Here is a 21,787-nt window from a genome sequence, read left to right on the forward strand (position 1 = left end):
TATTCAAAATTGAGGTTAAACTAGCAACTGTATTCCGAGAAATTCTCAGATCCGATCATTCTCCTTCCCATAATATTATGACTTTGAGAAACTCGCCGAGATCAAATCAACCTATTTATATTGTTTTTATTTACTGTTTATTCGGGAGTTTATGGATTCTATTTTCAGATTGGATTTTAGAAAGATTATTTTGGAATAACAGTCAACTGATTACCCAATTTCAAACCCTAAAAGGATGGCTCTTTGTATTCTTAACCAGTGTATTGCTTTATGAATTAATTCGTCGCAGTCAGCAATCACTCACTGAAAGCAATAGTTTACTCCATGCCATTGTTGAAGGGAGTAGTGATGCGATTTTTGTCAAAGATACTCAAGGACGATACCTGATGCTTAATAGCGTATCGGCTGAGATTTTAGGGTATTCACCCAATGCAATTATTGGTCGTGATGATCGGGACTTTCTTCCGCCTAATAATGCTCGTGAAATTCAAGAAACAGATCGGGAAATTCTCAGAAAAGGTTTATCTAAAAGTTTAGAAGAACAGGTGATTACAGGTGGAAAAACCAGCATTTATTGGTCAAGTAAATATGTTTGGCGCAGTCCAGAAGGTGAGATTAAAGGATTAATTGCCATTGCCCGAGATATCACCGAACAGAAGCAATTAATGCAGCGACAAGAACAACTCGTTGAGCAACTTCAGCAACAAACTAATGATCTCCGAGCCTTAAGCACTATTACAGAAAATGGAATTAGTACCCTCGATCTCCAGGATCTTTTACAAATTTTACTCCATCGGATTGTATCCGTGAATTCTGCTGATGCTGCGGTGCTGTTGCTCTACGAAAATAATCGACTTCAACCCCGTTCAAGTGTGGGTGTTCCTGAATCTCATCTGGCTGAATATACTTGTAAAATTGGTCAAGGGTTTTCGGGTTTGGTGGCGGCGAGCCGTGAACCGATATATATTCAAGATACCCAAAATGATCCTCGCTTTTCTAGTTTTTATGCTCACCAAAGACAAATGCGGACATTGTTGGGTGTTCCTTTCCGGCGAAATGGTCGATTAGTCGGTGTTCTTCAGTTAGAATGGCAACAACTTCGGACTTGTGATCAACGTGAAATTCACTGGTTAGAAATCGTTGCTGAACGGTGTGTGATGGCAATTCTCAACGCCCAATTATTTGAGCAAACTAAACACCTACAAGAACGGCTTCAGTTACAAATTGAGCGGATGCCCATTGCTTGTATTTTACATGATCATCAATTTAATATCACCGATTGGAATCCGGCGGCTGAAAAAATTTTTGGGTTTAGCAAAGCTGAAGTCTTAGGAAATCATCCAACTGAATTAATTATTCCGCCTTCAATTCAACTTCATTTTCAGCAAATTTTACGTCGAATTGTCGAAGGAGATATGACGGCTCACAGTCTCCAGGAAAATCTCACTAAAGATGGACGTTTTATCCTGTGTGAATGGCATAATACGCCATTTAGATCAGAAGATGGAAAGTTTATGGGGTTGCTTTCGATGGTGCAAGATGTCACCGAGCGAGAACGTTCGCGGGATAAATTATGGCGTGTCGCTTACTATGATAGTTTAACCAATCTACCCAATCAAAAACTTTTAATTGAGCGAATTTCTTTTCTTTTAGAGATGCAAAATTCAGACTCTAAAAGTTATTTTTCTCTGATTTATCTAGATATCAACCGCTTTCAAATTATTAAATATACCTTGGGACACAAAACGGCTGAACGACTGTTGATTGAGGTAGCGCATCGGTTAGAATCTTGCCTAGAACCTCCGGCAATGTTGGCGCGGGTTGATACAGATGAATTTGCTATTCTGTTAGAAGAAACATCTGATGTGAATGTCGCAAAACGCTTTGCTGAACGGATTCGACGACAGATTATCAGAACTCCTTTTTATCTAAATGGAGCCGAAATTTTTACCTCAATGAGTGTGGGATTGGTGATGAGTTCAATTGCCAATGCTGAACCGGAAGAGTTGCTGAGATCGGCTGATGCGGCGATGCACCGTGCTAAAATTAATCGTTTAAATGAATGTGAAGTTTTTGATGCGGCGATGCAAGCAGAAGCAACTCGACGCTTGAAGCTGGATACTGATTTATTAGGAATTACGAAGCATCATCAATTGTTGGTTTATTATCAACCGATTGTTTCTTTCAAAGATAACAAACTCAGGGGTTTTGAAGCTTTGATTCGTTGGCAACATCCACAACTGGGTCTGATTTCTCCGATAGAGTTTATCCCCATTGCCGAAGAAAATGGAGCGATTCATGGGATAGGATTATGGATACTACGTCAGGCTTGTTATCAGGTGAAATATTGGCAACAAAAATTTCCTCAACTCGAAGCTTTGAATATTAGTGTTAATTTGTCACCTGTACAACTCAAACATCCTCAATTAATCGAAGAAATCGAGTTAACATTAGAAGAAACACGCTTGTCGCCCACTCATCTAAAACTTGAAATTACCGAGAATATTTTTCTAGAAGAAGATCGAGAGATCGCCTATACCCTCAATCATATTAAATCTTTGGGCATTCAGATCTGTATTGATGACTTTGGGATGGGATATTCATCTCTGAGTTATCTCCATACCTATCCCATTGATGTTTTAAAAATAGATCGTTCTTTTGTGACGAACCTGATTAGTGAAGCGAAAACTCAGGAAATAGTTCGTTCAGTGATTATTTTAGCAAAAACTTTAAACATGGATATTATTGCAGAAGGCATAGAAACGGTTGAACAATTTGAATATCTGAAAAATTTGGGCTGTCAATGTGGACAAGGTTATCTATTTGCTAAACCCCTTGGTAGCAGCGCCGCCGAAGCATTTATTACCAACACTCACTCCTCCTAATGAGGTAAGGAAAGCTGCACCATTTTTTCATCTTTCTACCATTCGGGCGATTGCAGGAGCTGCTGAGTTTTATATGCTGACAACAACATTGATTGAGTAGAGTGAAATGGAAAAGATAATTGATAGCAATCGCTCTCAGCAGCCATCCGAAAATACAGCAGGTGATACCGAACGTTGGGCTTCACTGGTGGGCGGTAGCGCCCTTGTGCTGATGGGCTTAAAACAGCGATCGCTTCGGGGTATACTCATGTCCTTAGTTGGGGGCGGTTTGGTCTTCCAAGGGGCAAAAAATCAAAGCACCGTCAAGCAAGTGCAGCAGAAACTCGATGAGGCGACAGAAGCGAATAAAGACCAGCGCATCAGTGTTGAGAAAACCGTGATCATCGATAAACCTGCCGAAGAACTTTACAACTATTGGCGCAATTTTGAGAATTTACCCACCTTTACTGATTACCTTCAGTCCGTTACCGTTTACGACGAACAACGCTCTCACTGGGTTGCTAAAACCCCTGTTATCGATACTCCTATCGAATGGGATGCCCTCGTTGTCAATGATTGCCTGAACGAGTTGATTGCTTGGACTTCCGTTGAGGGTGCTGATATCGATCATTCCGGGTTTGTGCGGTTTCGTCCGGCAACAGGCGGCCGGGGAACAGAGGTAAAAGTTGTGATGGAATACAACCCCCCTGGCGGTGCGATGACAGCCAATATTGCCAAGTTATTTGGTGCTGAACCCGAACAACAATTAGGTCAGATGTTAAGTCGTTTCAAGCAGTTGATGGAAGCTGGAGAAATTGCCACCACAGAAGGGCAACCCCAAGGTTCGTAATCTTTGAAATCGCCTAATTTTGCGATCTAGGATATCTGTTCTCTGGGATGATTTTTGTGATTTCATCTCAGTTTGATTTTAGACACCCCCACACAAAACGATGATTTAGAGTTACGGAGAAAAGAGATTATGAAAGCAGTTTGTTGGCACGGCACCCACGATGTTCGGGTTGATACGGTTCCCGATCCTAGTATTTTGAATCCCAGTGATGCCATTATTAAAATCACCTCAACAGCCATTTGTGGTTCAGATTTGCACCTTTATAATGGCTATATTCCCACGATGAAATCGGGAGATATTTTAGGCCATGAATTTATGGGAGAAGTGGTTGAAGTAGGCCCTAATGTGAAAAAGCTGAAAATTGGCGATCGCGTGGTTGTGCCTTTTACCATTTCTTGTGGAGGCTGCTTCTTTTGTAAGCGGGATCTATGGTCACTCTGCGATAATACAAACCCGAATAGTTGGATGGTTGAGAAGATGTACGGCCATTCACCTTCTGGTATCTATGGTTATTCTCATCTGTTGGGAGGTTACGCAGGCGGACAAGCGGAATATGCCCGTGTACCGTTTGCCGATGTTGGGCCGATGAAAGTTCCCGATGGTTTGAGCGATGAACAAGTTCTGTTTTTAACCGATATTTTTCCTACAGGTTATATGGCAGCAGAAAACTGCGATATTGAACCGGGCGATACTGTGGCGGTTTGGGGATGCGGCCCGGTCGGACAGTTTTCCATTCGCAGCGCCTTAATGTTGGGGGCCGAACGGGTGATCGCGATTGACTGTGTACCGGAACGTTTACAATTGGCACAAGAGGGTGGCGCTGAGATTATCAACTTTGAAGAGGTTGATGCCGGAGAAGCCTTGAAGGAAATGACAGGCGGACGGGGGCCAGATCGCTGTATTGAAGCAGTGGGTTTAGAGGCGCATGGTGTCGATGCAATGGGGCTGGTGGATAAGGTGAAACAGGCGGTTCGTCTGGAAACTGGACGCCCCCATGCACTGCGACAGGCGATCGTTGCTTGTCGGAAGGGGGGAACGGTTTCTATTCCGGGTGTTTATGGCGGTTTTGTTGACAGTATGCCGATGGGAGCAGTTGTTAATAAAGCGTTAACGCTGAAGTCCGGACAAACTCATGTTCATCGTTATCTACATCCCCTGATGGAGCGTATTCAAAACGGCGAAATTGATCCTTCTTTTATCATTACCCACCGCCTCAATTTAGAAGATGCTCCTCACGCCTACAAGATTTTTAAGGATAAGAAAGACAACTGTATTAAAGTTGTTCTTAAGCCTTAGTTGAAAGGGCTAGAACCCCAAAAATGTCCGCACCCCCAAATGTTCTAGGAGAAAATCGATTGATGGGAGATGGCGAAGATTCTTCAGTTGAGGATGATCATAGCTGTTTTCAGTTCTGTGAGGTACAACACCGATTGGGTAGAAACCCGGTTTCTAGCAGAAACCGGGTTTCTGGTTCGTACCTCATACGAGCGCACACCGCTATAATAGCTGTTTCCCCTCGCAAACCAACGCCGAAGCATTGACAGGGAACGGAAATATCTGATGGCGATCGCTTTTTGTTTGACACCACAATAAACAGAGATCAAGAAATACATTTTAAAAAAATAAGCGACACCTGTACAGATGTCGCCTAAAATTAATTCAGAATGATCAATTAACGATGGGTTGTAACAGCGTACTCCGACAGATCTTCCGGTTGACGTTCAGCAGGAGAAACTTTAACCTTTCCTTGCTCATCCATGTCAACGATCGCATGATGTCCTTCTGTTAAGATACCCGATAACATCGCTTCAGCTAAGGCATCTTCTAACAGACTCATCACCGCCCGGCGCATCGGTCTGGCACCGTAGCTGGGATCATAACCCACTTGGATCAGATGTTCTTTAAATTTCTCAGTGACTTCAATCGTCATGCCTTTTTCACGCAAACGGTTGAAGACTTCCCGCAGCATAATATCGGCAATTTGACGAATTTCTTCCCGTTGTAATTGACGGAAAACAATAATTTCATCCAAACGATTGAGAAATTCAGGACGGAAATATTGCTTCAATTCTTCATTCACCAAGTTCCGAATGCGAGTATACTGCAAATCTTCTCCGGGAGCGCCAAATTCAAAACCAATTCCGCCGCCACCTTTTTCAATGACTTTTGACCCAATATTAGAGGTCATAATAATCAAGGTATTCTTGAAGCTTACGGTGCGTCCTTTGGCATCCGTTAACCGTCCGTCTTCGAGAATTTGCAGCAACATATTAAACACATCGGGGTGTGCTTTTTCAATCTCGTCAAACAACACCACCGTGTAAGGACGACGCCGCACTGCTTCGGTTAATTGTCCGCCTTCATCAAAACCCACATATCCAGGCGGTGAACCAATTAACTTCGACACCGTATGACGTTCCATATATTCGGACATATCTAAGCGAATCATCGCTTCTTCTGAACCGAAGAAATAGCCAGCCAAGGCTTTAGTTAACTCAGTTTTACCCACTCCAGTCGGCCCTGAGAAGACGAAACTGGCAATCGGACGGTTAGGGTTCTTCAAGCCCACTCGCGCCCGTCGAATCGCCCGTGAAACCGCGCTAACGGCTTCATCTTGACCAATCAGGCGCTGATGGAGAGTCTCTTCCATGTTTAACAGTTTTTGAGACTCAGACTCGGTGAGTTTGCTAACGGGAATACTCGTCCAAGCGGCTAATATTTCAGCAATATCTTCTTCGTCAACAATCAGTTGGCGATCAGGTTTGCTACTGTCTTTTTGTTTAACAATCGCTTCGATTTGATCTTTGAGTTCGATTTCGCGATCGCGTAATTTTCCGGCTTTCTCAAAGTCCTGAGCTTTCACCGCATCTTCTTTTTGACCGATAATATTAGACAATTCCCGCTTGAGTTCTTGAGTTTCAGGCGAGGGTTTAGAGTTCATCACCCGCACACGAGAACCCGCTTCGTCAATTAAATCAATGGCTTTATCGGGTAAGAAGCGATCGCTAATGTAACGATGGGATAATGTTGCTGCGGCGTACAAGGCTTGATCGGAGATGGTTAAGCGATGGTGTTGCTCATAAGCTGGACGCAAACCAAACAGAATTTCAACGGTATCTTCAACACTGGGTTCACCCACCATCACAGGCTGGAACCGTCGTTCTAGGGCTGCATCTCGTTCGATATGCTTGCGGTATTCATCGAGGGTGGTTGCACCCAAACACTGCAATTCGCCCCGTGCTAGGGCGGGTTTCATCATATTAGCAGCGTCCATGCTGCCTTCTATGGCACCCGCTCCGACAATGGTGTGAATTTCGTCAATGACTAGGATAATATTTCCAGCCGAGCGAATTTCTTCAACGATCTTTTTGAGTCGTTCTTCAAATTCGCCTCTAAACCGAGTTCCTGCAACCAGCGACCCCATATCCAAGCTAATCACTTGTTTGTCGGCTAAGATCTCAGGAACATCTTCTTGAACGATCCGTTGGGCTAACCCTTCAGCGATCGCGGTTTTTCCCACACCGGGTTCACCGACTAATACGGGATTACTTTTGGTGCGACGTCCCAAGATTTGGATCACCCGTTCAATTTCCCGTTCCCGACCTACAACGGGATCGAGTTTGCCTTCGGCTGCTAATTTAGTTAAATTGGTGCCAAATTCATCGAGAGTAACGGTGCGTTTGTTTCCTGAAGCACGACCCCCTGATGAAACCGAGGCGGCATTTTCCTCACCCAAGGCTTTAATGATGTCCGTGCGGAGTTTGCCTCGGTCAATGCTAAAATTTTCTATAACTTTTGCGGCGACTCCTTCTTCGTCCTGCAATAATCCCAGTAAGATGTGTTCTGAACCGATATAGTTGTTTCCCAGTTGACGAGCTTCTTGCAGCGAACTTTCAAAAACCCGCTTGGCTCGGGGCGTAAAGGGAATTTCTGCGGGGATAAAGCCCGAACCTCGTCCAATGATTGATTCGACTTCTCGCCGTGCGTCTTCGAGGGTGACACCTCTATCGGACAACAGTTTAGCTGCGACACTGGTTCCTTCTCCCAGAATCCCTAACAGTAGTTGTTCCGTACCGACAAAGTTGTGTCCTAAGCGACGTGCCTCTTCTTGAGACAGCATCACCACCTTAATAGCTTTATCTGAAAAGTATTCAAACATGATTTTTCGATTCCACCTATAGAGCTTGTGGCTTCTCCTATTCGGAGTTGCTAGATCAGAGAGGGTTTTAAAATCTGACCGATGTAAATTTTTGTGTACTTGTTCGTTATTTTTACTCTACCGTTATTTTAGACTAGGATACAGTGAGGAGAGCCGTAATCTACCGAACGGCTCAGAAACAGTTATCAGTTATCAGTGACCAGTGACCAGTGAAGACAGTTACCAGTGACCAGTTACCAGTGACCAGTTAACAATTTTGCCTTTTGCCTGTTGCCTTTTGCCTTTTGCCTGCCTTTTGCCTTTTGCCTTTTGCCTTTTGCCTTTTGCCACATGAGCTGCGCGTAGCGCCATATCAGTTTGTTTGTGATCTCCCCCGGAACCCCCGGAACCCTGTAACCTTTTCACTGTTTAGGCGGGCTGCATTTTGTGTAATAGCCAATTAGCGGCTGTGGCGCGACGGGCTTGGGCGGGGGTGAACTCACCGACTTTGTATCCGGTAAACCCTAATTGTTCTTTGAGTAATTGTTTATGTTCTTTGGGGATAGAACGAGTCAGTTTCACCGTTGCAGGACGACTATCGATAAAATCAGGAGGTTCGGGATACTCCTCTTGCCAATTGGGTTCAACTGTGGTAATATCCCATTTTTGGGTGTCTGAGTTGTAGCGATAACCCAAATAATACCAAACCAGTTGATTAACAGTCGCATCATCAAGTTCTTCGTTCAGGATAGCCCAAATCGTATCAGTGTTGAGTGGGGGAAGTTCGGACATAGTTTGAGATGAAAGACAACAAGAGCATTATTTATAGTTTAATCGGATTGGCGCGATCGCTGTTTCTCAAATTTCACTACATTGGCTTTCGTTTAATATTTTTTTGAGCAATTGATCGGCTTTGATCATTGGCAAACTTTCAAGAGGGAAAAGAGAATCAAATAAATTTTCAGCTTTTGTATTCTCAATTTTCCCTCCAAAATCATCTACAACATTCCATCTTTTTCAGCCATTGACAACATCAAATCAACCACACGGCAAGAATAACCCCACTCGTTATCATACCAAGAAACGACTTTAAAGAAGTTAGAATTCAACTCTATTCCCGCATCAGCATCAAAAATACTCGAGTGAGAATCCGTAATAAAATCACTAGAAACAACGGGGTCTTCTGTATAACCCAAAATCCCTTTCATCGATCCTTCTGCGGCCTCTTTCATCGCGGCACAAATTTCTTTGTAGCTGGTCGATTTCTCAGTTTTAAACGTTAAGTCTACGACGGAAACATTAGGAGTCGGTACTCTCAACGCCATCCCGGTTAATTTGCCTTTTAATTCCGGTAATACTAATGTTACCGCTTTCGCCGCCCCAGTAGAAGCCGGAATAATATTTTGACTTGCACCGCGTCCCCCGCGAAAATCTTTTTTACTCGGGCCATCAACCGTTGGCTGTGTGGCAGTCATCGAGTGAACCGTTGTCATCAAGCCTTCTGTTAAACCAAAGTTATCTTGAATGACTTTAGCAACCGGGGCTAAACAGTTTGTGGTACAACTGGCGTTAGAAACGATTAAATGATCGGTGGTAAATTCCTCATGGTTAACACCAACTAACAACGTTTTTACCTTGTCGGGGTCTTTTGTGGGAGCGGAAATAATCACCCGTTTGGCGCCTGCGGTAATATGATTGTAAGCGCCGTTATAATCGGTGAATAATCCCGTAGACTCAACCACATAATCTACTCCCATATCCTTCCAAGGCAGTTCGGCGGGATTTCTGACGGAAGTGCAGCGAATGGTATGTCCATCAACAACGATGCTATCATCTTTAGCGACAACTTCGCTTTCAAGTTTACCGTGAGTCGAATCGTACTTGAACAGATAAGCTAAATTGTCAGCAGGAACGAGGTCATTAATGGCAACAAACTCAATGTTCGGATTTTTGATAGCTGAACGAACAACTAAACGTCCAATGCGACCAAATCCATTAATCGCGACTTTTATAGCCATAATTAAAAACTCCTCGTAATTTAATGCTGCGTCTTGGCAATTTTGAGCGCAATTTTCTGGATAGACTGTAACATAATTGATGGCAGCTTGCCGGGGTTCTTCGTGATTTTTTAACAAGGGAGTGAACGGGTTATAGCCCAATCAAAGGACAACGGTTCAAGGGTCTAACCTCGAAAAACGGCAGACTTGATTTCAATGTTGCAATTTCCCTATCACATTCTTTTATTTTTGTCAAATTATCTAGGGAAATCTTTCGTTAAATAGTCATTAAGAAAAAATACAAAAAACCAAGTGAATTCAGCCGATTAAACATTTCAGGATACCATAGATTTGGTGAGGAAATAATCGCTGTTTGCATCATAAAATAATGAATCAACGCAAACGAATTGGCATTCTTACCAGTGGCGGAGATTGCCCAGGGTTAAATGCAGTGATTCGCGCCGTCGTGAGTTACGCGACTACACAATACAACTGGGAAGTGCGGGGCATTCCCTACGCCACTCAGGGACTACTCGAACGCAAAAGCGTAGTTTTGAATCAGTATGGCATCGAACGACACGGAACCGATCCTTTACTCAGTATGGGAGGTAGCATCTTAGGTTCACTCAACAAAGGCCACACAGAAGCTCAATCCGCAGAAATTATAGCAGGCTATCACGACTTAGAACTCGATGCGTTAATTGCGATCGGCGGAGATGGCAGTTTAGCCCTGCTGCAAAACCTCGCCCGACGGGGAAACTGGAATTTAGTCGCAGTTCCCAAAACCATTGATAACGACGTCGCCCATACCGTCCTCTCCATCGGCTTTAATTCCGCCGTTTCTACGATTTTAGATGCCTTAGATCGCCTCAGCTACACGGCAGCCAGCCATGATCGCGTCATGGTTGTCGAAGTCATGGGACGCACTACCGGACATTTAGCCCTGCATTCCGGTATTGTGGGCGGTGCCGATGCCATTTTAATTCCAGAAATTCCCTACTCCCTCGACAGTCTATGCAAACAAATTCAACACCTGCGAACCCTGTGTGGACGTAAATTCGCCATTGTTGTCGTCGCAGAAGGGGCAAAAACCGCAGAAGGTGAGGGCAGATATTACAAAGACGCCTTGGGAGAAGTGCGACTGCGAGGCATTGGTGAATATATTGCCACAGAAATTGAACAACGAGTGGGCGTAGAAACCCGTGTCACCGTTTTAGGTCATGTGCAACGGGGGGGCGCACCTTCGGCGTTAGATCGGTTAATTGCCACAGGTTTCGGGAAATATGCCGTTGACTTGGTAGCGAGCGAAAACTACGGTGTGATGGTGGCTTGGCATAACGATAGCATTGTCACGGTTCCTTTAGATGATGTGTTTGCTGACAGTCCGCGACTCGTCGATCCGAAGGGTTTTTGGGCCGAAACCGCGCGATCGCTGGACATCTATATCGGCGAAGAAACTGCGATCGTCGAACCCATAGCGCGATCTGTAGGAACTGGAGAGACAGTTTATAGTGACCAGTGAGCGTAGGGGCGCGCCTCCGTAGAAATTTATGCCACAAATTTACAACTGATATAAACCCGCCCCTAACAGTGACCAGTAACGTGAACTACCAACACTAAATCGAAGCGATTGTAGTGTCGGCTTCTAATATCGTGGGGGAATGCCTCAGAACGGACTTACGTCCCAACTTTGGTCTTACTTCCCCTCCATTAGCAGAAACGGCTGTTCCATCCGTTTGTAGTATTCTGATGCCTTCCGCTCTAATATTCGTTGCTGCATTACCATCACGGTCGTGACGAGTACCGCAATTGGGACAAATCCACTCTCTAATATCAAGCGGTAAATTATCAATCTGATAATAGCAGTTAGAGCAAAGTTTTGAACTGGGGAACCATCGGTCAATCTCTATCAACTTCCCGCCTTTGCGTTCTAGTTTATAGGCTAAAAAATTGGTAAATGTTCCCCATCCTGCATCAGAAATAGCTTTGGCTAAATTGTGATTGCGTACCATGCCTTTGACATGAAGATTTTCTACTACGACAACTTGGTTTTCATTGACGAGTTTTCTTGATAACTTATGTAGAAAATCCTGACGGGATTTTGTTACCCGTTCGTACACTCTGGCTACAGTTTTTCTCGCTTTATTCCTTGAATTACTCCCTTTTTGTTTTCTAGCTAGCTTCTGTTGCTTGCGTTTGAGATTCTTCTCATGTTTAGCCAGGTGTCTGGGGCTGCCATACTTAGATACTTTATTGCCGTCACTGGTGATAGCAAAATGAGTTAATCCTAAGTCAACCCCAATTATCTTACCCTCTGTTGAACACGGAGGATTCTCACCTTCGATTTCAGTTAATATCGACGCAAAATATTTACCTGATGGGTCTAGACTAACTGTTACAGTCTTTATTTTTCCTTCTATATCCCTGTGTAATTTGGCTTTAACTTTCCCAACTTTGCCAGGGAACTGGACAAATCCATCCAGCACTTTGACGTTTTGAGGATACTGAATTGACTGTTTACCATGCTTCGACTTGTAACGAGGGAACCTAGCACGTCCTGCAAAAAAGTTTTTGTAGGCTGTTGTTAGATTGAGCGTCGTTGCGTGGCATACTTGGCTATAGCATTCAGACAACCATATCGTTTCTTTCGCTTTTTTGAGTTTTGGTAAGAAGGCATTAAGTGCTGCCTGACCAAGGCTTTTTCCCGTTTCTTTATAAGTTTCGATTGACTTATTTAGACCGTAATTCCACCACCATCTAGCACAACCAAAGTGCTGAGACAGCAATACCTGCTGATTTGGTGTTGGATAAAGTCGAGTCTTGACCGCTTTATGTAGCATCTTAATACCTCCTTACTGCATTATACACAAAGCAGTAACTAGATCAAGACTTGGAAAACTACGTTCCTCCGTTTTCCCCGACTTTCATCCCACCACCAATCTGAGTACAGATATGGTGGGGGACTTCCCGTCGGATTAGTTAAATTAAATTTCTGAGGGCATTCACTCGGTCAGAATAACTTCTCATTACTTCTAAAGCAAACATCGGCGTTTGTTGGACGGCAAACATAAAACGTTCTTTGTCTAAAATTGCGAGTACACAATCAGTTTTCGCTGTAGCAGTAGAGCGTCGTTTATGATCGGGATTCACTAACGCTCCCTCTCCAAACACATCTCCCGCTTTCAAAGATTCTGTATTTTTCCCATCAACCGAAAACTGCACTTCCCCTTCAATAATGCCGTACATCACATGACCCACTTCACCTTGTGAAAAAATCACTTCTCCGGCTGCAACCTTATGGGGTTCGCAGTTTTTTTTGAAAATCATAACGCTTTGTAACGGTTCTAACATGAGTTTAATGTCCTGAAATTTTTACAGTTTTTGTTGTCAGTTTTACTCAGGAGAAGGCAGTCAAACGTCTATGATTGAGTGACCTTTAACTTGCCTTCAACGGTTAGCCGAACCCGAATTTAATAGCTGGTTGTCAGCAATTGATTGGGATCGACATAGAAACTGGCTTTGGCTTGAACATATTCTTCGAGTTCAACCGGAACCGATGAAGCATTCCAGATATCTTGACAATATTCTCGAATGGCGCGATCGCTGGAAAACTTACCCATACGGGCGGTATTGAGAATCGAGATCCTTGTCCAGTTGTCCCAGTCCCGATAAGCTTCACTGACCCGATCTTGACAGTCAATATAGGACTGATAATCAGCCAGCAGCAAATATTCATCATGGTATAGCAGAGAGTCTACCAGAGGTTTGAACAGGTTGGAATCTCCAGGAGAAAAGTAACCGGATGAAATTTGATCAAGGACTTCTCGCAAGACCCCATTAGAACTGTAAAACTCCCAAGGATTATAGCCTTGAGACTTCATTTGGTAAACTTCATCAGTTTTCAAACCAAAGAGGAAAAAGTTTTCTTCTCCTACCTGTTGACGAATTTCTACATTCGCCCCGTCAAGGGTTCCAATGGTTAAGGCTCCGTTAAGAGAAAACTTCATATTCCCGGTACCTGAAGCTTCTTTTCCGGCAGTTGAAATCTGTTCTGATAAGTCAGACGCCGGATAAACAAGTTGAGAGTTCGTCACATTGTAGTCGGGAATAAACACCACTTTCAAGCGTCCCCGCACATCAGGATCATTATTCACAACTTCAGCGACAGAGTTAATTAATTTAATAATCAACTTTGCCATAAAATAACTCGGTGCTGCTTTTCCACCAAAGATAAACGTGCGGGGAACAATATCAATGTTAGGATTTTTCTTGATGCGGTTGTAAAGGGTAATAATGTGCAGAACATTGAGATGTTGGCGTTTGTATTCGTGAATGCGTTTCACCTGAACATCAAACAGAGAATAGTTCGGATCAACCGTTATTCCACAGCGTTGTTGAATGCGATGAGCTAACCGACCTTTCACCTGTTTTTTCATCTGTCGCCAAGCTTCTCGGAAAGCCGGATCATCAGCAAAAGGTTCTAAACTTCGCAGTTCATCTAAATTTTTAATCCAAGTATCCCCGATTTTTGAGGTGATTAATTGCGTCAGTTCGGGGTTCGATAAAACCATCCAACGACGGGGTGTAACTCCATTCGTTTTATTGCTAAATTTCTGCGGCCAGAGTTCATAGAAACCCCGCAATACATCTTTTTTCAGCAATTCAGTATGTAATTCCGCAACGCCATTAATCGCATGAGAACCCACACAGGCTAAATGAGCCATGCGAACGTATTTTTCCCCACTATCATCAATCAACGAAAAGTAGGATAATTTACCGGGATTATCTGGATAGAGAGTGCGAATTCCATTGAGAAAACGATGATTAATTTCGTAGATGATTTCTAGATGACGGGGAAGCAGAGAACCAAACAAACTCAACGACCATTTTTCTAAAGCCTCTGGTAATAAAGTATGGTTGGTGTAGGCAAAGGTTTTTTGAGTAATTTCCCAAGCTTGTTCCCATTCTAAATCATGCACATCCATCAATAATCGCATTAACTCAGCCACTCCCACTGAAGGATGAGTGTCATTGAGTTGGGCGGCAAATTTGTCAGCAAAGTTGTCTAAACTGTTCTCTTTAGAGAGATGAATGCGAATCATATCCTGTAAGGAACAGGAGACAAAAAAGAACTGCTGTTCTAAACGCAGTTGCTTTCCTTGAATGGGTTCATCGTTAGGATAGAGAACTTTGGTAATATTTTCAGAGTAGGTTTTTTGATTAACTGCACCGTAGTAATCACCCACATTAAAGGCTTGGAAATTAAAAGATTCTGGGGCTTCCGCTTTCCATAAACGTAGAGTATTAGCCGTGTTGGTTTTGTAACCTAAAATTGGAGTATCGTAAGGAACGCCTTTAATCGTGCGATCGGGAAGCCAACGCACCCGATAACGGTTTTGTTCATCATAGTAGGATTCTGTATAACCGCCCAGTCCAACCTCTACACTGGCTTCAGTACGAGGAATTTCCCAAGGATTACCATAACGCAGCCATTTATCGGTGATTTCGACTTGCCAACCGTCGCAAATTTCCTGATCAAAAATCCCGAATTCATAGCGAATTCCGTAGCCTATCGCCGGAATATCTAGAGTCGCTAATGATTCCATATAACAAGCGGCGAGTCGTCCTAAACCGCCATTTCCAAGTCCGGGTTCTTCTTCTTGTTCGATTAAATCATCTAAATTTAATCCGCATTCTTCAACCGCTTGACGAACTTGATCGGCAATTCCTAAATTAATTAAGTTTTTACCCAAATGGGGGCCAACAAGAAATTCGGCTGATAAATAGCAGACAATTTTTACATCTTGTTTGAGATAAGTTTGTTGAGAGTTTAGCCACCGACGCAATAAGCGATCGCGTACCGTATAGGCTAAAGCCATATAAAAATCATTTTTCGTGGCAATTTCAGGAAATTTTCCCTGAATATAAAACAGGTTATCTGAAAACGCTCGTTTGAGAGTTTCGATATCGATACCTGTGCGATCATCTTCTATATGAATTTGGTTTCCGTTGGGTAGATTTTGAGTCATGGTTAGTTTTGAAGGCGAATTTCTGCTTTTGAATCTTTCACTTCAGGCTATGAACAATAACCCGTTACAGTAGCCCAATACACTATAAATTTAAAGCTCTAAATTTTCAAGCCTAAATTTAGATTTTTTTTGGGGATAACTGCATACTGAATATTAGAGCGATCGGTTGTGTTTAGGAATCAAACTGCTAGAGCCATAACAGTCAAGTTTCCGATTCACAAATAACCGATCGCTTCAAAGTGCTAGAAACAGAAACTCTCATCAATTTTGAAACAATGAGCCGCAAAAATAGCGACTCTTGTTCATCTTTGATCTGAAGTTTAAAGCTCTATAGAATTAGGAAGCTAACCGATGTGCTGCCCCTAAACCCGCCGCCATTTCTTCAGGTGTAATCTGACCATCTTTGTTGCCATCGAGCGCATCAAAAACAGCATCCGTTCCTGACCATTCTTCCCGAGTAATGTAGCCATCACCATCAAGATCGTAAATCCGGAAAAGTTCAGCCGCCGCTTGAGAAACGGGATCTGCACTTTCCATATTTGTCAGTCGTTCAGCTAACAGTTGTTCTAAAACTTCTAAAGCTTTAGAAAAACCTTTAATTCCCTCTTCTAACTTTTCGGCTGCCATCCGATTTTCAGCGTGCATCTGGTCAAAGGTTTGCTTGTCCAGAGAGATTTTTTCGATCTCCATGTCAGCTACTTTTTCCGGATCGAGTTTGCGGGGGAGATCCCCTGTTGTTGAATGCAACTCCTCCAAAAGATTCGGAGAAATCGTCAGCAAATCACATCCCGCTAACTCAGTAATTTCGCCAAGATTACGGAAGCTTGCACCCATGACTTCGGTTTCGTAGCCGAACTTCTTGTAGTAGTTATAAATTTGGGTGACGGAAACAACACCGGGGTCTTCTTCAGGCGGATAAGATTCTCGTCCGGTTGACTTTTTGTACCAATCTAAAATTCTTCCCACAAAAGGAGAAATCAGCGTGGCTCCGGCTTCTGCACAAGCAATTGCTTGGTGGAGTCCAAACAACAGCGTTAAATTGCAGTGAATTCCCTCTTTTTCAAGAACTTCTGCGGCTCGAATTCCTTCCCAAGTTGAAGCGATTTTAATTAATACGCGATCGCGAGAAATTCCCGCCGCTTCGTATTGGGAAATGAGTTCACGACCTTGAGCAATGGTTGCATCTGTATCGTAAGATAGCCGTGCATCAACTTCGGTTGAGACTCGTCCGGGAATAATTTGCAAAATCTTCAGTCCAAAGGCAACCGCCAGTCGCTTAAACGCCAGAGTCGCTACATCTGACGCCGCTGCTTGGGAACCTAGCTCTTGACGTGCTTTTTTGAGTGTATCGTCTACAATTTCTTGATATTCACTCATTTGAGCCGCCGCCGTAATCAGAGAAGGATTTGTGGTCGCATCTCGCGGCGTAAAAACTTCAATCGCTTTGATGTCTCCTGTATCTGCCACAACAACGGTCACTTCACGTAACTGCTCTAGCAACGTTTTCGCCATATTTCGCTCCTGTGAAGTTCATCTAAATCTTCAAAGCACAATATGATGATACTATCAAGCCCTGGCAGAGATGGTTAAGAAAACGTTAGATTCTGGGATTTAAGTATTTTCACCTTTTTTCTTAACACAAATATAATCAGATTACAGTATAAATTGATCCCATATTGTTGGAAAAAGATAGATGCTGCTTGTCTGAATGTGAAATTGAATCGGTTGATACCTATTTTAATTCTCTAGATAGATGTTAAATCTGTGCAATTGTTGTACTTGATTAACGCGGAGTAGATGAATTAAATTTAGGGTTACTCTGGAGTGCAAAAACATTCCTCGGTTAACCGCCTATCTCCGATTCACTTACCCCTCAACCTTTGACTTTGGATAGTCTACATTTCCTCAAGTTCTAGTCCCTTTGTTTCCCGAATAAAGAACCAGACAAAAAAGAAAGAAATCGCGGCGGCTGTTGTATATAATCCGTAAGCTGAACCCAACCCAAACTGTGATAATAACGGTGGAAATGTCGTCGAAACGATAAAATTTGCCACCCACTGCACGGCTGCGGCGACTGCTAAAGCGATTCCCCGAATTTGATTATTAAACATTTCTCCTAACATCACCCACACAATCGGCCCCCAAGAAAAACCAAAACAAAAGACATAAAGATTTGCCGCTAATAATGCTAAAATTCCGGCTAAACCTGTTAACGTGGGTTCACCACTGGCATTAACAGTCGCATTACTAAATAAAACCGCCATTGTTCCCAATGTAATCGTCATTCCCAGCGAACCTAATAATAGTAACGGCTTGCGTCCAAACTTATCCACAAACGCAATTGCAACTAAAGTTGTAATAATATTAGTAATCCCTGTAATCACCGTTACTGATAGAGAATCCGCCTCTGTAAACCCGACCGAACGCCACAACACACTACTATAATAAAAAATTACGTTAATCCCGACAAATTGTTGAAAAACCGATAAACCGATCCCGACCCAAACAATTGGAAGTAATCCACCCCGACGACTCATTAAATCCGATAATTGAGATTTATGTTCTCGTTGAACTGTGCGACGAATCTCAGCAATTTTCGCTGCAACATTTCCCCCAATCACCTTTTCTAAAACAATCGCCGCTTCTGCTTCTTGTCCTTGAGCGACTAAATATCGAGGAGATTCAGGAATTTTTAAAGCCCCCACCCCATACAAAATCGCCGGAATAATTTCTAGCCAAAACATCCAGCGCCAAGCATCAATTCCAAACAAAAATGGATTTTCAGCCGAACCCGAGAAACTAACAATCAAAAAGTTAGTTAAAAGAGCGATAAAAATCCCGGTAACAATGGCTAATTGTTGGAGAGAACCCAAACGTCCCCGCAGATGCGCCGGAGATATTTCCGCAATATAAGCAGGGGCGATCACACTCGCAACACCCACTCCTAACCCCCCCAATAACCGCCAAGCAATAAACCCCCCTAAATTGAACGGAACACCTGAACCAATGGCACTCAGGGTAAACATTACCGCCGCAATAATCATCATTTTGGCGCGTCCATAGCGATCGGCAATTGGCCCTGCAAAAAAGGCACCCACCGCCGAACCCAATAAAGCCAGAGAAACCGCTAACCCAATTTCAACCGGAGTGGCGTTAAAATGATTTTGCAGCGCAATCACCGCACCATTGATTACGGCAGTATCAAAACCAAATAAAAAGCCACCTAAAGCGGCTACACTGGCAATTAGGATAACAAACGTTGTGCTAGAACTTGAGGTTTTAAGATTTTCATGTTCAGGTTGAGAAGTCATGGTTTTAGGTAAGATAAAATGCTTGAATATTTTGTACTGATAATTGATGGTAAATTCTGTAGGATAGGGTTCGCATAGATTGATTAATCTTATAAATTACTAATAAATAATCCCAAGCGTAGGGGCGGGTTCATTACAGTTTACAGTTTACAGTTTACAGTGACCAGTTTTTACAGTTTACAGTTTACAGTTATTAGTTATTAGTTACCAGCTTTTACAGTTATCACTGGTTACTGGTTACTGGTCACTGGTTACTGGTTACTGGTTACTGGTTACTGTTCACTGGTCACTGTTCACTGTTTAAACCCGCCCCTACAGGTTTACCGAATGAATAATTAGCCGCCTTTTCAAGCATTTTTGAGGTTAATAATCAGACTAATTGAGCTGCACACAACGCCGCACCGATTAAACCCACTTTAGGATTAAGAACAATATAAACTGGAACTTTTTCCATCAACGGACTAATTCGACCTTTGGAAGTAAAGGCTTTCATAAAAATACCTTGTTCCATCAGATCCAGATTTTTTGCAGCAATTCCACCCGCAATAAACAACCCGCCATAGGGTAATAGTTTTAAAGCCATATTTCCCGCTTCAGTCCCATAGGCATCAACAAATAGTTTCATCGTTTGTTCGCAAAGGTAATCATCTCTCGCAGCAGCTTTGGAAATTTCAGCCCCGAGATCAACGGTTTTTTCTCCTTTGCCCATTTCTTGTTTCCACGTCTTAAAAACTTCCGCCATTTCTGGGGTTTCTAAGGAAGAATTGCGATCGCGCATAAACTGATAAATGGCAGCAATTCCCATCCCTGAAACAATCCGTTCAACCGAAACTCGTGAAATATTGTTCAGTTCTCGCACATAGCTTAATAGTTGAAATTCTAATTCAGAACGAGGGGCAAAATCAACGTGTCCGCCTTCAGTGGAAAAGACATAATAAGCGCCAGCAGTCGGAATAACAAAGCCTTCACCGAGTCCAGTACCCGCCCCAATAACAGCGATAGGTGCAGTTGCATCGGGTTCGCCCACTTGTAGAATGCGTAAGTCTTCTGGGGTTAAACCGACAACTCCATAACCAATGGCAGCAAAATCATTAATCAGTTTAACTTTAGAAAGATTTAATTCTTGTTCGAGGTGTTTCGCGTCGAGAAACCAGCTTAAATTCGTGAGATCGCAGGTATTATTAACGACAGGGCCAGCAATTCCGAAACAGGCTTTTTCGGGGATGTATTTTGTCCCTAAACTTTTTTCAGCACTGTCTAAAAACTCGATCACGATGGGAGTCAGATCACAATAGGCTTGAGAAGCGTAACTGTGTTCGTATAGAGTTGTCAGTAAAGGAAGGGGTTTTAGAGACTCGCTGGGTTCGGCTTTGACTAGGCAGAGAATGGTCTTCGTACCACCAATATCTCCGGCTAACAGAATGGTCATGCTTAAATTACTCCGAATCTCGCTAATATAGGTAGTTTATCAAACTGTCTGAGCATTTTAAGCAGAGATTCGGCTTGGATCTAGTATCTTTGGGATGAGTTTCGCTGAAAAGGCCCGTTCAAACCTGCCAATTCATTCATTTTTGATGAATTGCTTTAAATTCACACAGAAAGTCGTTCATGCAATGTATTAGAAACCCGATTTCTGAGGTTAGGGCCTAAACTGTTATCAAAAACCGAGTTTCTAGGGTGAATGTTTGAATTTATAATGAATCAACCCGATCCCAATTGGTGTTAGTGGTTGGGGGCGAACTTGCACGAGATCCGAGAGAATTTGCCATCAACGCAATAATCAACATAAACACAAAAAAACTAATCAACGCATCAATCGGATCAACAAGTATTTCTTTGCGAGTTTTTTGACCGCAAAAGCTACAATACATCCAGCCTCCCCGTTCTTCACGAGTACAGGGGAAAGATCGCAAATGTTTCATTTCTTTGTAAGGACAGACTATCATAATAACCTCTTTTTTGTTCAACAGTAGGTTGAGTGAAAGAACGCAACCCAACAAATACAAACAGAAACAACCCAATAGATTAATGAGTCGGGATGAGTAACATCACGTTATTAGGGATAATTTCTAAAGCGATGGCACTTTCTCCCAAAGCTTTTCCCATCAAATAAGACTGCTGCAAAGTTGCGGTTAAATATTGCTGCAAAACATCCAACGTCATATAACATTTCACCAAAACAATCGGTTCAGGACACCAACAATTATTCTGTTGATCAAACCAATTTCCATCGGATAAAACAGCGTTAAAACCGCCATAGGGTTCAATCAGTTGATGAATGTGGGGTTTAGCTTCAGGAAGCTTAGAAGCCGGAATATGCAAGATCATAGAATATCCCAAAGTATTAGCCATGACCCCAGAATTTGCGATCGCATTTTGTACCATCGGATGCAATATTCCGGTATTGGGAGAGTTGAAGGTTAGGTTAGCGAGGATGTCTTTAATGTGTTGCATGATTGTCTTTTGAGTTCGATAACCTAAGCATCGCAGGGGTTTCAGGGATTTGACAGGAGGATGTTTGGGTAAGATTGCAAAGTTACCCTTTCTTACCCTCTCTGATGAAAAGGTACCGCCCCCTAAATCCCCTGCCCCCAAACC

At 43.0% G+C, this 21,787-nt stretch carries 16 protein-coding genes; 4 read left to right on the plus strand and 12 right to left on the minus strand.

The annotated features are described in order from the left end of the window. Positions 1-77 precede the first annotated feature (77 nt). From VB836_RS24880 to VB836_RS24890, 3 genes are all read left to right on the plus strand, one after another. Positions 78-2,885, plus strand: coding sequence for a bifunctional diguanylate cyclase/phosphodiesterase (locus VB836_RS24880; RefSeq protein WP_323223505.1), 2,808 nt, complete (start codon positions 78-80; stop codon positions 2,883-2,885). A gap of 106 nt (positions 2,886-2,991) precedes the next feature. Then, a complete protein-coding gene (locus tag VB836_RS24885) occupies positions 2,992-3,714 on the plus strand; it encodes an SRPBCC family protein (RefSeq protein WP_323223507.1) in 723 nt (240 codons plus the stop codon). Positions 3,715-3,843: 129 nt separating this feature from the next. Further along, complete coding sequence (locus VB836_RS24890; protein ID WP_323223509.1) at positions 3,844-5,010, plus strand: zinc-dependent alcohol dehydrogenase; 1,167 nt, start codon at positions 3,844-3,846, stop codon at positions 5,008-5,010. Positions 5,011-5,386: 376 nt separating this feature from the next. Here VB836_RS24890 and VB836_RS24895 read toward each other — a convergent pair whose 3' ends face one another. The 4 genes from VB836_RS24895 to gap form a co-directional block, all read right to left on the minus strand. Next, positions 5,387-7,873, minus strand: coding sequence for an ATP-dependent Clp protease ATP-binding subunit (locus tag VB836_RS24895; protein ID WP_323223511.1), 2,487 nt, complete (start codon positions 7,871-7,873; stop codon positions 5,387-5,389). 219 nt (positions 7,874-8,092) lie between these two features. Further along, complete coding sequence (locus VB836_RS24900) at positions 8,093-8,224, minus strand: hypothetical protein (RefSeq protein ID WP_323223513.1); 132 nt, start codon at positions 8,222-8,224, stop codon at positions 8,093-8,095. 57 nt (positions 8,225-8,281) lie between these two features. Further along, positions 8,282-8,644 (minus strand): DUF1823 family protein, encoded by a 363-nt coding sequence (locus VB836_RS24905; protein ID WP_323223514.1) that lies wholly within the window; start codon positions 8,642-8,644, stop codon positions 8,282-8,284. Positions 8,645-8,850: 206 nt separating this feature from the next. Next, positions 8,851-9,870, minus strand: a complete 1,020-nt coding sequence (gene gap, locus VB836_RS24910; protein WP_046279849.1) for a type I glyceraldehyde-3-phosphate dehydrogenase — start codon at positions 9,868-9,870, stop codon at positions 8,851-8,853. A gap of 367 nt (positions 9,871-10,237) precedes the next feature. On the opposite strand from gap, the gene VB836_RS24915 reads away from it, so the two are divergent. Further along, the gene (locus VB836_RS24915; RefSeq protein ID WP_046279848.1) at positions 10,238-11,371 is read left to right on the plus strand and encodes an ATP-dependent 6-phosphofructokinase; all 1,134 of its coding nucleotides are present in this window, start codon (positions 10,238-10,240) and stop codon (positions 11,369-11,371) included. 94 nt (positions 11,372-11,465) lie between these two features. Here VB836_RS24915 and VB836_RS24920 read toward each other — a convergent pair whose 3' ends face one another. From VB836_RS24920 to VB836_RS24955, 8 genes are all read right to left on the minus strand, one after another. Further along, the gene (locus tag VB836_RS24920; RefSeq protein ID WP_323223518.1) at positions 11,466-12,689 is read right to left on the minus strand and encodes an RNA-guided endonuclease InsQ/TnpB family protein; all 1,224 of its coding nucleotides are present in this window, start codon (positions 12,687-12,689) and stop codon (positions 11,466-11,468) included. Between the two features lie 139 nt (positions 12,690-12,828). Beyond that, the gene (locus VB836_RS24925; protein WP_046279846.1) at positions 12,829-13,200 is read right to left on the minus strand and encodes a cyclic nucleotide-binding domain-containing protein; all 372 of its coding nucleotides are present in this window, start codon (positions 13,198-13,200) and stop codon (positions 12,829-12,831) included. Between the two features lie 119 nt (positions 13,201-13,319). Then, positions 13,320-15,878 (minus strand): glycogen/starch/alpha-glucan phosphorylase, encoded by a 2,559-nt coding sequence (locus VB836_RS24930; protein WP_323223520.1) that lies wholly within the window; start codon positions 15,876-15,878, stop codon positions 13,320-13,322. 336 nt (positions 15,879-16,214) lie between these two features. After that, on the minus strand, positions 16,215-17,390 hold the full coding sequence (locus VB836_RS24935; protein WP_323223522.1) for a transaldolase: 1,176 nt from the start codon (positions 17,388-17,390) through the stop codon (positions 16,215-16,217). 383 nt (positions 17,391-17,773) lie between these two features. Beyond that, entirely contained in the window at positions 17,774-19,189 is a 1,416-nt protein-coding gene (locus tag VB836_RS24940; protein WP_323223524.1) for a sugar porter family MFS transporter, read from the minus strand. A 370-nt stretch (positions 19,190-19,559) separates the two neighbouring features. Then, positions 19,560-20,618 carry a glucokinase gene (locus VB836_RS24945; RefSeq protein ID WP_323223526.1) on the minus strand — a complete coding sequence of 353 codons (1,059 nt, stop codon included), beginning with the start codon at positions 20,616-20,618 and terminating at the stop codon, positions 19,560-19,562. 262 nt (positions 20,619-20,880) lie between these two features. Then, the gene (locus VB836_RS24950) at positions 20,881-21,135 is read right to left on the minus strand and encodes a hypothetical protein (RefSeq protein WP_323223528.1); all 255 of its coding nucleotides are present in this window, start codon (positions 21,133-21,135) and stop codon (positions 20,881-20,883) included. 79 nt (positions 21,136-21,214) lie between these two features. Beyond that, the coding region (locus VB836_RS24955) for a hypothetical protein (protein ID WP_323223530.1) at positions 21,215-21,787 on the minus strand (573 nt) is incomplete at its 5' end.

The organism is Limnoraphis robusta BA-68 BA1 (assembly GCF_034932365.1).
Taxonomy (GTDB): Bacteria; Cyanobacteriota; Cyanobacteriia; order Cyanobacteriales; family Microcoleaceae; genus Capilliphycus; species Capilliphycus robustus.